Raw genomic sequence first — 14214 nt, forward strand, 5'->3', positions numbered from 1 at the left:
GATGCTTGCTTATTTCTCTTCCTGCTGCGGTCGATACAGCTGCCGATAGTACGCCAGACGTTGCAGATACAGCTGCGCGTTTTCCTGCGGTATTTCTGAAGGGACAACGTTGCGCGGCGGTGTTTTATTCAAATATTCGCGAAAAGCCTGGCTTGAAGCCATAAAATCGACAGTTTTATCAATCAGGATTGAAACGTTCTCACCTATTTTCGCCATAATCTTCCCTCCTCCATGTATTAACCGCGCTCAGCCTGTGCGGTTGATCATTTAAGTTTAGGATCAGTTGGGTGTTTATATTGAGGAAAACGTGCTTCACCACGAACACGCCAATAAAAAGCACCACGGCCGATCTTATCGCTTAAAATTCCTTGTTAATCAATGCGGTAACATTATCATTAGCTAATTAATACTTACGGTATTTGATTATTTATCTTCGAGCAGTTGTGAATAATCCCGCTCTGCGCGCATACTATAGGGCATTCATCCTATTTTTATCAGAAGCTATCCTATGAAAGAAGTCGAAAAAAACGAAATTAAACGCCTGAGCGATCGTCTGGACGCTATTCGCCACCAGCAGGCAGACCTGTCCCTGGTTGAAGCCGCCGACAAATACGCGGAGCTGGAAAAAGAGAAAGAAACTCTGGAAGCCGAGATCGCACGCCTGCGTGAAGTTCACAGCCAGAAGCTGAGCAAAGAAGCGCAAAAGCTGACAAAACTTCCGTTCCGTCGGGCCATCACCAAAAAAGAGCAGGCTGACATGGGCAAACTGAAGAAAAGCGTGCGCGGCCTGATCGTCGTCCACCCGATGACCGAGCTTGGCCGTGAAATGGGCCTGAAAGAGATGACTGGCTTTGCGAAGAACGAGTTCTAAACACTCTCGTATCACAGGCTCTCAAGACACCCGTCGTACAGCGGGTGTCTTGAGAGCATCGGGCTATATTCCGAATTTTTCCCCATAAATATTTACACCGCTTATATACAAGTTCATTTTTAACGGCCCTCCCTGCTTTTCATGAAAATAAATTACTCCACCATGTCCATTTGTATTTATACAATGAATTTTTTCTTCCACTTTTCTCATGACCCGCAGAATATAATTGACCCACAAAATTAAATAACATTATCATCTATAAAATAATTCCCCATACATAAATATTATGATTATATTTTTATAAGGCATTGCCATGGGTAATTGATAAAAATTATCGAGCACTGGCTCAATCCTATAAAAGCAATGAATGTGTTCATTATAACCATGCATTAACGGGTTATTGATAATACTCGCAGGATGATGAGTTAGCTGTATAAATAATAGGTTAACTATTTATACTACATTAGTAATTAATAAGGATATTTTATATGCACAAAAATGGAAAATTTATTCCCCTGATTGTTTTGGGATTCACATTCTTGTTATCTGGTTGTGATTACTTTGCAGATAAACACCTTGTCGAAGAACTAAAAAAACAGCAAAAAGAACAAGAAGCAAAGATAGACCTTTTAGAAAAACAACAAACTACGCTTATCCAGGCGACCCAAAAGGTCGCCGAAGTCGTTGGCCGCATTGAACGTAAACAACGACTATTCGACTACACAGAACTGGACCCATCACAAACGCACTATTTTATTATTAACAACGGCAATATTGGATTAGCCGGGCGTATTTTATCTATTGAGCCAATAGATGATGGAAGTGTTATTCATCTTGATTTGGTTAACTTACTCAGCGTTCCCGTATCAAACCTGGCGTTTAATATGACGTGGGGTACGAAAAAACCTTCCGAGGCAAAAGATCTACCTCGCTGGCGACAACTCCTGCTCAACACGCAAATGGATTCGACAATCGAACTCTTACCGGGAGCATGGACCAATGTCACGCTGACATTAAAAGGCGTATCGCCCAATAATCTTAAGTATCTAAAAATAGGCATTAACATGAAGAATGTTATTTTCGAAAGCACACAACCTATTAACGATACAAAAAAGAAGCCCAAAAAATAATAGCTATTGATACAACTATTTTAGAAAAGGAAAGCATTTATCCATGAACAGAATATTTAAAGTCCTCTGGAATGCCGCTACGGGAACATTTATTGTCACCAGCGAAACCGCAAAAAGCCGCGGGAAAAAAAGCGGCCGTAGAAAGCTGGCGGTTTCCGCACTCATCGGTCTTAGCAGTATTATGGTTTCTGCGGATGTATTGGCCAATGCAGGTAAAGATACTGGCGACGGCGTTACTCCAACGGGTACCCAGACAGGAGGAACAGGGTGGATTGCAATTGGTACCGATGCCACAGCCAATACTTACACCAACGTTGATGGCGCAAGCGCCGCAATGGGTTATCACGCCTCCGCGATGGGGAAATGGAGTACCGCTATTGGTTCATACAGTGATTCATCCGGTGACTCTTCCCTAGCGCTCGGCGTAAAAGCAAGCTCAACCGGCAACCGTGCCATTGCGATGGGTGCCTCATCTTCAGCCGCGGGAAGTTATTCAATGGCAATGGGTGTTAATGCCAATTCGAGCGGTGAAAAATCGGTTGCATTAGGTAATAAAGCCACTGCGAGCGGAGCTACATCCGTTGCATTAGGCAATCAATCCACTGCGAGCGGCGACGACAGCACTGCATTTGGTAATGGCGCAAAAGCGATAGGCACCAACTCAGTTGCTCTTGGCGCAGGCTCTACCGCCCAGGAAGACAATTCCGTCGCCGTGGGTAACAGCACCACGCAGCGGCAGATCACCTACGTTGCTAAAGGCGACATCAATTCCAGCAGTACAGATGCAGTCACAGGTGCGCAAATTTATTCTTTAAGTCAATCCGTCGCCGACCGACTCGGCGGAGGAGCTTCCGTTAATTCTGATGGTACAGTAAATGCGCCCCTCTACGAGGTAGGCACAGGCATCTACAATAACGTAGGCAGTGCGTTAAGCGCACTTAACACTTCTATCACGAATACAGAGGCCTCTGTCGCAGGGTTAGCCGATGACGCGTTGTTGTGGGATGACAGCGCAAGCGCATTCAGCGCTAACCACAGTGGAAGCGACAGCAAAATCACCAATCTGGCGGCAGGCACCCTGGCCGCGGACAGCACCGATGCCGTTAACGGCTCCCAGTTGTTTGATACAAATGAGAAAGTGGATCAGAATACTGCTGATATCACCACCAATACCGACAGCATCAACCAAAACACTGCCGATATTACCGCCAATACCGACAGCATTAACCAGAACACCACTGATATCGCCACCAATACCACCAATATCAATAACCTGAGCGACTCTGTTACCACGCTCACCGATGATGCCCTGCTGTGGGATGCTGACTCTGGTGCATTCAGCGCTAACCACTCGGGAAGCGCCAGCAAGATCACCAATCTGGCGGCAGGCACCCTGGCGGCGGACAGCACCGATGCCGTTAACGGCTCCCAGTTGTTTGATACAAATGAGAAAGTGGATCAGAACACTGCTGATATCACTACCAATACCGACAGCATTAACCAGAACACAACCGATATCGCCACCAACACCACCAATATCAATAACCTGAGCGATTCTGTTACCACGCTCGCCGATGATGCCCTGCTGTGGGATGCTAACTCTGGTGCATTCAGCGCTAACCACTCGGGAAGCGCCAGCAAGATCACCAATCTGGCGGCAGGCACCCTGGCCGCGGACAGTACCGATGCCGTTAACGGCTCCCAGTTGTTTGCCACCAACGAAAATGTGTCTCAGAACACCACTGATATCGCCACCAACACTACCAATATCAACAACCTGAGCGACTCAGTTACCACGCTCACCGATGATGCCCTGTTGTGGGATGCAGCCTCTGGCGCTTTCAACGCTAAGCACGCGGGAAGCGCCAGCAAAATCATTAATGTCGCCGCCGGCGACCTTTCTGAAGACAGTACAGACGCGGTGAACGGCTCACAGCTGTATGAAACCAACCAGAAGGTGGATCAAAACACATCAGATATTGCAGATATCAATACGACGATCACCAACTTTAGCACTGATGCACTGAGCTGGGATGAAACAACGAGTTCGTTCTCTGCCAGCCACGGAAGTAGTACGGCAAACAAAATCACCAACGTTGCTGCCGGGGACCTTTCTGAGAGCAGTACCGACGCGGTTAACGGCTCGCAGTTGTTCGAAACCAATGAAAAAGTGGATCAGAACACGACCGATATCGCCGCCAATACCACCAACATCACTCAGAACAGCACCGCGATTGAGAACCTGAATACTTCTGTCTCCAACATTAATACGTCCATTACCGGCCTCACTGATAACGCTCTGTTATGGGACGAAGACATCGGAGCTTTCAGCGCAAACCACGGTGGAAGTACCAGTAAAATAACCAATGTCGCCGCCGGGGTGCTTTCTGAGGACAGTACCGACGCGGTAAACGGCTCACAGTTGTATGAAACCAACCAGAAGGTAGATCAAAACACCTCTGCTATCGCGGATATCAATACGTCCATCACCAACCTTGGTACCGATGCACTGAGCTGGGATGACGAAGAGGGTGCGTTCAGCGCCAGCCACGGTACCAGCGGTACCAATAAGATAACCAATGTAGCAGCAGGTGAAATCGCCAGTGACAGTACTGACGCCGTTAATGGCTCTCAGCTCTATGAAACTAACATGCTGATTTCTCAGTACAACGAATCTATTAGCCAAATAACCGGCGATACCAGCGAAACCTATATCACGGAAAATGGTACCGGCGTGAAATACATCCGCACGAATGATAGCGGGCTTGAAGGCCAGGATGCATACGCAACGGGTGACGGCGCAACAGCAGTGGGTTACAACGCCGTCGCATCCGGTGCTTCGAGCCTGGCTCTTGGAGAGAACAGCAGCAGCAGCATTGAGGGCAGCATCGCCTTGGGCAGTGGCTCCAGCTCTAACCGCGCTATTACAACCGGTATACAAGCAACGAGTGTAACAAGCGATGGCGTCGTCATTGGTTACGATACAACAGACAGAGAGTTGCTGGGCGCGTTGTCATTGGGGACGGATGGAGAAAGCTATCGTCAAATTACCAACGTTGCGGACGGCTCTGAAGCGCAAGATGCAGTAACAGTTCGTCAGTTACAAAATGCTATCGCCGCCGTTTCCACGACGCCGACACAATACTTCCATGCCAACTCGGATGAGGGAGATTCCCTGGCTGTGGGTGAAAACGCGATTGCCGTCGGCGCTAAAACCATCGTCAATGCTGATGCAGGTATTGGTATTGGTCTGAATACACTGGTGATGGCTGATGCCATCAACGGTATTGCTATCGGTTCTAACGCACGCGCCAACCATGCAAACAGTATTGCAATGGGTAATGGTTCTCAGACCACTCGCGGCGCACAGACTGACTACACCGCCTACAACATGGACGCACCGCAGAACTCTGTCGGTGAGTTCTCTGTCGGCAGTGAAGACGGTCAACGTCAGATCACTAACGTCGCGGCGGGTTCGGCAGACACCGATGCCGTAAACGTTAGTCAACTGAAAGTCACCGACAGCCATGTTGCCGCAAATACCGAAAGCATCAATAACCTGAACACGCAGGTGAGTAGTCTTGATACCCGCGTCACCAATATCGAAAACTCTGTCGGCGATATTGTCACTACCGGTAGCACCAAGTACTTCAAGACCAACACCGATGGCGTAGATGCAAATGCCCAAGGTACGGACAGCGTCGCGATAGGTTCCGGATCTATTGCGGCTGCTGAAAACAGCGTGGCGTTAGGTACAAATTCAGTCGCAGATGAAGCGAATACGGTGTCTGTCGGTTCCTCGACTCAACAACGTCGTATTACCAATGTTGCCGCAGGGGTGAACAACACTGACGCGGTTAATGTGGCGCAACTGAAAGCCTCAGAAGCAGGTTCCGTTCGTTACGAAACCAATACCGATGGCTCGGTTAACTACAGTGTGCTCAACCTGGGAGACGGGAGTGGCGGTACCACTCGGATCGGCAATGTTTCAGCGGCGGTGAACGATACGGATGCGGTGAACTATGCGCAATTGAAACGCAGCGTAGAAGAAGCAAACACCTATACCGATCAAAAAATGGGTGAAATGAACAGTAAAATCAAAGGAGTAGAAAACAAGATGAGCGGCGGTATTGCCTCAGCAATGGCCATGGCTGGTCTTCCACAAGCTTACGCACCGGGAGCCAACATGACCTCGATTGCTGGGGGTACGTTTAATGGTGAAAGTGCCGTCGCCATTGGTGTCTCCATGGTAAGTGAAAGCGGGGGCTGGGTGTATAAATTGCAAGGAACCAGCAACAGCCAGGGCGATTACTCTGCAGCCATTGGTGCTGGCTTCCAGTGGTAATGAAGTAACAATACTCCCGACATCAAAGGCAATGGCATCATGCCATTGCCTTTTCACTTCTCTTTGTTGCCCTCACCCCTCAATTGGCCCTACCAATTTTAGCCAGATCATACCAACACCTCACATTTCATTAAAATGTGAATACAATACCGTTGCCAATAAATAACATTTGATTAACCATTCATTGTCATTACCCCTACACAACAATATTGGCAGGGCCACTTTTACACATAATGTGACGAAGATTTGAGCAAAGACTCATTCCATTATGTCAGCGGCCCCCAGGAGACCTGCAATGAATCTCTGGCAACAGAACTACGACCCGGCCGGTAATATCTGGCTTTCCAGCCTGATCGCATCGCTCCCTATCCTGTTCTTTTTCTTCGCCCTGATTAAGCTCAAGCTGAAAGGCTATGTTGCGGCGTCATGGACGGTGGTGATCGCTTTGTCGGTCGCCCTGCTGTTCTACAAAATGCCGGTCGATCACGCACTGGCATCCGTAGTGTACGGTTTCTTCTACGGCCTGTGGCCAATTGCCTGGATCATTATCGCCGCGGTATTCGTCTATAAAATCTCGGTGAAGACCGGGCAGTTCGACATCATCCGCTCATCAATACTCTCGATTACCCCAGACCAGCGTCTGCAAATGCTGATTGTTGGTTTCTCCTTTGGGGCATTCCTCGAAGGAGCGGCAGGCTTTGGCGCTCCGGTAGCGATTACCGCCGCACTGCTGGTTGGTCTTGGCTTTAACCCGCTGTATGCGGCAGGTTTGTGCCTGATCGTAAATACCGCGCCGGTCGCTTTTGGCGCAATGGGCATTCCGATTCTGGTCGCCGGTCAGGTTACCGGACTGGACAGCTTCGAGATTGGCCAGATGGTAGGTCGTCAGCTGCCGTTCCTGACCATTATCGTGCTGTTCTGGATTATGGCGATTATGGATGGCTGGCGTGGTGTCAAAGAAACCTGGCCTGCGGTGATGGTCGCTGGCGGCTCGTTTGCTATCGCACAGTACCTCAGCTCTAACTTTATCGGGCCGGAACTGCCGGACATCATCTCTTCTCTGGTCTCACTGGTGTGTCTGACGCTGTTCCTGAAACGCTGGCAGCCGGTACGTATCTTCCGTTTTGGCGATATGGGCGCTTCGCAGGTCGATATGGATCTGTCGCGCACCCGCTACACCGCTGGGCAGGTGGTACGCGCCTGGTCACCGTTCCTGTTCCTGACCGCTACCGTCACACTGTGGAGCATACCGCCGTTTAAAGCGCTGTTTGCGCCAGGCGGCGCGATGTACCACTGGGTGGTCAATATTCCGGTTCCGTTCCTCGACAAGCTGGTTGCCCGTATGCCACCGGTCGTACATGAAGCCACGGCCTACGCGGCGGTGTACAAATTTGACTGGTTCTCCGCGACCGGTACCGCAATACTGTTTGCCGCCCTGCTGTCTATCGTCTGGCTGAAGATGAAGCCATCTGCTGCGCTGCAGACCTTTGGCAGCACGTTGAAAGATCTGGCGCTGCCTATCTACTCCATCGGGATGGTGCTGGCGTTCGCGTTTATCTCTAACTACTCCGGGCTTTCATCCACCCTGGCACTGGCCCTGGCACATACCGGCAGCGCATTTACCTTCTTCTCGCCGTTCCTTGGCTGGCTGGGGGTATTCCTGACCGGGTCCGACACCTCATCAAACGCATTGTTCGCCGCCCTGCAGGCCACGGCCGCTCAGCAAATCGGCGTTTCGGATGTGCTGATGGTGGCCGCAAATACCACCGGCGGCGTGACCGGCAAGATGATCTCTCCACAATCTATCGCTATCGCCTGTGCGGCAGTGGGATTAGTGGGGAAAGAGTCTGATCTGTTCCGCTTTACCGTGAAGCACAGTCTGATTTTCACCTGCATGGTGGGTGTGATTACCACGCTGCAGGCCTATGTCTTAACCTGGATGATTCCATGATAGTGATGCCCAGACGCCTGTCAGACGAAGTCGCATCTCGTGTGCGGGCGCTGATTGAAGAACAACAGCTGGAGGCGGGCATGAAGTTGCCCGCTGAGCGCCAACTGGCCGTACAGCTCGGCGTATCGCGCAACTCGCTGCGCGAGGCGCTGGCGAAACTGGTGAGCGAAGGCGTGTTGATTAGCCGTCGTGGCGGCGGGACGTTTATCCGCTGGCAGCATGAGGCATGGTCTGAACAAAACATCGTTCAGCCGCTGAAAACTCTACTGGCAGACGACCCTGATTACAGTTTCGATATTCTGGAAGCCCGCCACGCCATCGAAGCCAGCACCGCCTGGCATGCAGCTATGCGTGCCACTGCTGCCGACAAAGAGAAGATCAGACTCTGTTTCGAGGCCACACAAAGCGAAGATCCAGATCTCGCCTCGCAGGCAGACGTTCGCTTTCATCTCGCCATTGCGGAAGCCTCGCACAACGTGGTGCTGTTACAGACCATGCGCGGTTTCTTCGACGTATTGCAGTCTTCGGTGAAACAGAGCCGCCAGCGAATGTACCTTGTGCCGCCCATATTTTCGCAACTGACGGCGCAGCATCAGGCCGTCCTGGATGCGATTGTTGCCGGAGATGCCGACGGAGCGCGTAAAGCAATGATGGCGCACCTCAGTTTTGTCCACACCACGATTAAACGATTTGATGAAGATCAGGCCCGCCAGGCGCGTATCACCCGCCTGCCCGGTGACCCTGGTGAGAATAGCAGGGAGAACAACACATGATTATTTCAGCAGCCAGCGACTATCGCGCCGCAGCCCAGCGCATCCTACCCCCCTTCTTGTTCCACTATATAGACGGTGGGGCGTATGCAGAGCACACTCTGCGCCGTAACGTGGCAGACCTGTCTGAAGTGGCACTTCGCCAGCGCGTGCTGAAGAATATGTCCGACCTGAGCCTGGAGACAAAGCTGTTCAACGAAACGCTCTCCATGCCGGTGGCCCTTGCACCTGTCGGTCTGTGCGGCATGTACGCGCGCCGGGGCGAAGTTCAGGCCGCCGCCGCCGCTGATGCCAAAGGCATTCCATTTACGCTTTCCACGGTATCCGTATGTCCGATTGAAGAAGTCGCCCCAACCATCAAACGTCCGATGTGGTTTCAGCTATATGTTCTGCGCGATCGTGGCTTTATGCGCAACGCGCTGGAGCGCGCCAAAGCGGCAGGTTGCTCCACGCTGGTCTTTACCGTCGATATGCCAACACCGGGTGCACGCTACCGTGACGTCCATTCCGGGATGAGCGGCCCAAATGCCGCACTACGCCGCTACTGGCAGGCAGTCACCCATCCACAGTGGGCATGGGACGTTGGCCTGAACGGTCGCCCACATGATTTAGGCAATATCTCGACTTATCTTGGTAAACCTACCGGTCTTGAGGATTACATCGGCTGGCTGGCGAATAATTTCGATCCGTCGATTTCCTGGAAAGACCTCGAGTGGATCCGCGAATTTTGGGATGGTCCGATGGTGATCAAAGGGATCCTCGATCCCGAAGATGCCCGAGACGCCGTACGCTTTGGTGCGGACGGCATCGTTGTCTCTAACCACGGTGGTCGCCAGTTAGACGGCGTGCTGTCTTCAGCTCGCGCGTTACCCGCTATTGCCGATGCGGTAAAAGGCGATATCACCATTCTGGCAGACAGTGGGATCCGCAACGGTCTGGACGTCGTACGTATGATTGCGCTGGGCGCGGATAGTGTTCTGCTGGGACGTGCTTATCTGTACGCGCTGGCCACCCACGGTCAGGCCGGGGTGGCGAATCTGCTGAATCTGATCGAGAAAGAGATGAAGGTGGCAATGACCCTGACCGGGGCGAAATCGATTAGCGAAATCAGCCGTGATTCGCTGGTACAGGAACTGGGCAAACAGGTGGCTGACTACCCGATGCAGCCCAAACGTGGAAATGCGGCGTAAACGTTAATTTGCTATGCTGCCCCGTACTTAAGGGGGCAGCATGCTAAACATCGTTTTATTCGAACCAGAAATCCCGCCAAATACCGGCAATATTATCCGTCTTTGCGCCAACACCGGCTTTCGTCTGCATATTATTGAGCCAATGGGCTTTACCTGGGACGACAAGCGCCTGCGTCGCGCGGGGCTGGATTACCATGAATTTACCGCTGTGCTACGCCACCCTGATTACGCCGCCTTCGTCGCCGCAGAAAATCCGCAACGTCTGTTTGCCCTGACCACCAAAGGTACTCCAGCGCATAGCGCGGTAAGCTATCAGGATGGGGATTATCTGATGTTTGGCCCGGAAACTCGCGGTCTGCCAGCCAGCATCCTCGACGCGCTGCCTGCCGAACAAAAAATTCGTATTCCGATGATGCCGGACAGTCGCAGCATGAACCTGTCGAATGCGGTGTCGGTGGTGGTGTATGAGGCCTGGCGCCAGTTAGGTTATCCCGGCGCGATATTGCGTAGTTGATTTTTGTCGGATGGCGGCTGACGCCTTATCCGACCTACGAGGTTTGTAGGCCCGGTAAGCACTGTGCCGCCGGGCATAGCTCGGAAATCAGATTCCATCGCCGTATTCGAAAGTATGATGAATCCCGTTGAAATGCTGATCCATATCCATAGACGGCTTATCGCTGTCTGGCTTACCGACGATGCGCGCCGGTACGCCTGCGGCGGTGGTATGCGGCGGTACGGGCTGTAGCACGACCGAACCTGCGCCAATCTTCGCGCCGCGTCCGACTTCAATGTTGCCGAGAATTTTTGCTCCCGCGCCGATCATCACGCCTTCACGAATTTTCGGGTGGCGGTCACCGCCGGCTTTACCGGTCCCGCCCAGCGTGACGGATTGCAGAATAGAGACGTCGTTTTCAATCACCGCGGTTTCACCGACCACAATGCCGGTGGCGTGATCGAGCATAATCCCACGGCCAATTTTTGCCGCCGGATGAATGTCTACCTGGAAGGTAACGGAAACCTGATTTTGCAGGAAGATCGCCAGCGCCTGACGCCCCTGATGCCACAGCCAGTGACCGATACGGTAGGCCTGAAGCGCATGAAAGCCCTTCAGATACAGCAGTGGAGTGGAATATTTATCGACAGCCGGGTCACGCGTGCGTACTGCCTGAATATCGCAGGCCGCTGAGGCAATCATTTCAGGATCGGCCGCGTAGGCCTCTTCTACGACTTCGCGAATCGCAATGGCGGGCATGATTGGAGAAGCGAGTTTATTCGCCAGCATATAGCTTAGCGCACTGCCGAGATTTTCATGCTTGAGCAGCGTTGCGTGGTAAAAACTGGCCAGCATTGGCTCACATTCCGCCAGTGCCCGGGCTTCCGCTTTAATGTTTTTCCAGACGATATCCAGTTCTTCACACGGCATTGCGTACTCCAGAAGGTAGCAAAACGACCGATCCGTTCTTCGCGGATCGGGTCGTTATATTCAACAGTTCCTTACAGCTAGTGGCGACTCAGCTCGTCCTTGCGTGCACGGCCTAATAACGTCAATGCTGCCTCGCGCGCGTTTTTTCCGCAATACAATACTTGATAAATTTCCTCGGTTATTGGCATCTCAACACCAAAACGGTGCGCCAATTCACGAACTTCTTTCGTATTGCGATAGCCTTCAACCACTTGGCCAATTTTGTCCTGCGCACCCTGCACGTCCATCCCCTGGCCGAGCATCATGCCAAAACGACGGTTGCGCGACTGGTTGTCAGTACAGGTCAGCACCAGATCGCCTAAACCCGCCATCCCCATAAAGGTGGCAGGATCGGCCCCCAGCGCCGCACCAAGACGAGACATTTCGGTCAGCCCACGGGTGATCAATGCGGTTCGTGCATTCGCGCCAAAACCGATGCCGTCAGACATCCCCGCACCAATGGCAATGACGTTTTTCACCGCGCCGCCAAGCTGCACGCCAATGAAATCCGGGTTGCTATAAACGCGGAAGCTTTTGCCGCAGTGCAGCAACTGCTGGAGATCGTCAGCAAAAGTGTCGTCCGTCGAGGCCAGAGAAATCGCCGTCGGCATGCCCGCAGCCAGTTCTTTGGCGAACGTCGGGCCGGAAATAACCGCCAGTGGAATTGAGTCCCCCAGCGCTTCACGCGCGACGTCCTGCAGCAGACGCCCTGTTTCCGCTTCCAGACCTTTTGTCGCCCAGACCAGTCGTGCGTCAGGACGCATCAATGGTTTGATGTTACGCAGCACTTCGCCAAAGACGTGGCTCGGCACCACCACCAGAATATTACGACTGGCGGCCAGTGCAGTGGCTAAATCACTTTCCAGGCGCAGTGTGTCGGGAAAAGGCACATCAGGAAGGAACGCGACGTTGCAGCGATCGTGCTCGAGAGTCGCGATATGTTTAGGATCATGGCCCCACAGGACAACCTGATGGCCATTTCTTGCCAGGGTGATGGCAAGAGCGGTGCCGTACGAGCCGGCACCAATCACAGTCATTGAAGCATTACTTTGGTTCATCAGGCATCCTGATGTTCTTCAGTACCTTCGCCAGCCTGCTGCTGTAAATAGTTCATGAACAGCGCATCAAAGTTGACCGGCGCAAGGTTCAGTTGCGGGAACGTACCGCGTGAAACCAGGCTGGTGATGCATTCGCGGGCATACGGGAACAGAATGTTCGGGCAGTATGCGCCCAGGCAATGCGCCATCTGAGTCCCTTCGATACCACTGATGGAGAAAATACCGCCCTGCTGAACTTCGCACAGGAACGCAGTTTCTTCACCCAGGGAAGCCGTTACGGTGACACGCAGCACTACTTCATACACGTCATCTGCCAGTTGGGTAGATGCGGTATCAAGATCCAGTTTAACCTCTGGCTGCCAATCTTTCTGGAAAACATGCGGTGCATTTGGCGCTTCGAAAGACACATCCTTGGTATAAATACGTTGGATCTGGAAAGCCATTTCAGTGTTATTTTGTTCTGACATGTTGAGAAAACCCTTTAGTGTTGTCCTTTAAATACTTCGGTACGCCTTAACGCAGCAGCGGATCCAGTCCACCACGCGCATCCAACGCATACAAGTCGTCACAACCACCAATGTGCTGTGCATCAATAAAAATCTGCGGAACCGTAGTACGGCCACTGCGCTTGATCATTTCTTCACGCTTAACGGCATCGCCGTCAATCGGAAGCTCCTGGAAACTCACACCCTTGCTGTTCAGGAGCGCCTTTGCGCGATGGCAAAACGGGCAGGTTGCTTTGGTATAGATCTCAATATTGGCCATGACTTATCTCCAGTGTTCTTTTTACCCTGCGGCATGAAAGAAGACGGGTAAATTACTTGCCGCGAACCAGTGGCAGATTCTCACCACTCCAGCCCGCTACGCCATCTTTCAGTACAGACACCTGCTCAAAACCGGCTTTGATCAGCGCAGTCGCTGAATCCTGGCATTGCATGCCTGAGCCATCAACCACAATAACAGGTTTGTTTTTGTGTTTTTCCAGTTCGCCAAAGTTGTTGGCTTTGATTTCGCTCGGCAGCAGGTTCGTGGAGCCAGCGATATGACCTTTGCGGAAGTCGTCGCGCTGACGTAAATCCACGACAACGGCGTCTTCTTTATTGATGAGACGTGTGGCTTCTCCGCGCGTAATCACCTTCACTTTGGAAGTCAGGCTCTTAAACGTGGTAAATAATACAGCCGCCAGTAACGCAATCCAGGCGATACTCAATACAGGGTGGCGACTAACAAATTGCATAATTTCTTGCATGGGGGGTAACAACTCCCAACTCAGTGATTAAAAAAACCAGGAAAGGAGTATACCTGCGCGTTGACGCAAATACAGCCAGAGCGTGCATTGGATTGCATTTTTGCGGGGCGCTACGGAAAAAAAAACCTAAAACCACGCCCTCTGCGGCGCGCTCTGGTCGATTATTTGATCTTCCGGGGCTACTTTAT

At 51.9% G+C, this 14214-nt stretch carries 13 protein-coding genes; 7 read left to right on the top strand and 6 right to left on the bottom strand.

The window, feature by feature from the left end; translation table 11 throughout:
• Positions 1-9 precede the first annotated feature (9 nt).
• On the bottom strand, positions 10-216 hold the full coding sequence (locus SK38_RS21245; protein WP_032945348.1) for a hypothetical protein: 207 nt from the start codon (positions 214-216) through the stop codon (positions 10-12).
• Positions 217-508: 292 nt separating this feature from the next.
• Between SK38_RS21245 and SK38_RS21250 the strand changes: the two genes are divergently transcribed.
• The 7 genes from SK38_RS21250 to trmL all read left to right on the top strand — a co-directional run bounded on the left by SK38_RS21250 (position 509) and on the right by trmL (position 10771).
• Positions 509-871, top strand: a complete 363-nt coding sequence (locus tag SK38_RS21250) for a YibL family ribosome-associated protein (RefSeq protein WP_048237001.1) — start codon at positions 509-511, stop codon at positions 869-871.
• Between the two features lie 488 nt (positions 872-1359).
• Positions 1360-2001, top strand: coding sequence for a SadB/YajI family lipoprotein (locus tag SK38_RS21255; protein ID WP_048237002.1), 642 nt, complete (start codon positions 1360-1362; stop codon positions 1999-2001).
• 43 nt (positions 2002-2044) lie between these two features.
• The gene (gene sadA, locus SK38_RS21260) at positions 2045-6346 is read left to right on the top strand and encodes a trimeric autotransporter adhesin SadA (protein ID WP_048237003.1); all 4302 of its coding nucleotides are present in this window, start codon (positions 2045-2047) and stop codon (positions 6344-6346) included.
• Positions 6347-6641: 295 nt separating this feature from the next.
• Positions 6642-8297 (top strand): L-lactate permease, encoded by a 1656-nt coding sequence (gene lldP, locus SK38_RS21265; protein WP_003827332.1) that lies wholly within the window; start codon positions 6642-6644, stop codon positions 8295-8297.
• Positions 8294-9070, top strand: coding sequence for a transcriptional regulator LldR (gene lldR, locus SK38_RS21270; protein ID WP_048237004.1), 777 nt, complete (start codon positions 8294-8296; stop codon positions 9068-9070). The genes lldP and lldR overlap by 4 nt, the downstream gene beginning before the upstream one ends.
• The gene (gene lldD / locus SK38_RS21275) at positions 9067-10257 is read left to right on the top strand and encodes an FMN-dependent L-lactate dehydrogenase LldD (RefSeq protein ID WP_048237005.1); all 1191 of its coding nucleotides are present in this window, start codon (positions 9067-9069) and stop codon (positions 10255-10257) included. Before lldR ends, lldD begins: the two co-directional genes overlap by 4 nt.
• 40 nt (positions 10258-10297) lie before the next feature.
• Positions 10298-10771 (top strand): tRNA (uridine(34)/cytosine(34)/5-carboxymethylaminomethyluridine(34)-2'-O)-methyltransferase TrmL, encoded by a 474-nt coding sequence (gene trmL / locus SK38_RS21280; RefSeq protein ID WP_048237006.1) that lies wholly within the window; start codon positions 10298-10300, stop codon positions 10769-10771.
• A gap of 87 nt (positions 10772-10858) precedes the next feature.
• Here the strand turns inward: trmL and cysE are convergent, their stop codons facing one another.
• The 5 genes from cysE to SK38_RS21305 all read right to left on the bottom strand — a co-directional run bounded on the left by cysE (position 10859) and on the right by SK38_RS21305 (position 14026).
• A complete protein-coding gene (gene cysE / locus SK38_RS21285; RefSeq protein ID WP_003024160.1) occupies positions 10859-11680 on the bottom strand; it encodes a serine O-acetyltransferase in 822 nt (273 codons plus the stop codon).
• Positions 11681-11757: 77 nt separating this feature from the next.
• Entirely contained in the window at positions 11758-12777 is a 1020-nt protein-coding gene (gene gpsA / locus SK38_RS21290) for an NAD(P)H-dependent glycerol-3-phosphate dehydrogenase (protein WP_008786462.1), read from the bottom strand.
• Entirely contained in the window at positions 12777-13244 is a 468-nt protein-coding gene (gene secB / locus SK38_RS21295; RefSeq protein WP_003024155.1) for a protein-export chaperone SecB, read from the bottom strand. Before secB ends, gpsA begins: the two co-directional genes overlap by 1 nt.
• A 46-nt stretch (positions 13245-13290) precedes the next feature.
• Positions 13291-13542 (bottom strand): glutaredoxin 3, encoded by a 252-nt coding sequence (gene grxC, locus SK38_RS21300; RefSeq protein WP_003024152.1) that lies wholly within the window; start codon positions 13540-13542, stop codon positions 13291-13293.
• A 52-nt stretch (positions 13543-13594) separates the two neighbouring features.
• Positions 13595-14026 (bottom strand): rhodanese-like domain-containing protein, encoded by a 432-nt coding sequence (locus tag SK38_RS21305; RefSeq protein ID WP_003024148.1) that lies wholly within the window; start codon positions 14024-14026, stop codon positions 13595-13597.
• Positions 14027-14214 lie beyond the last annotated feature (188 nt).

Source organism: Citrobacter sp. MGH110 (genome assembly GCF_001037515.1).
GTDB lineage: Bacteria > Pseudomonadota > Gammaproteobacteria > Enterobacterales > Enterobacteriaceae > Citrobacter > Citrobacter portucalensis.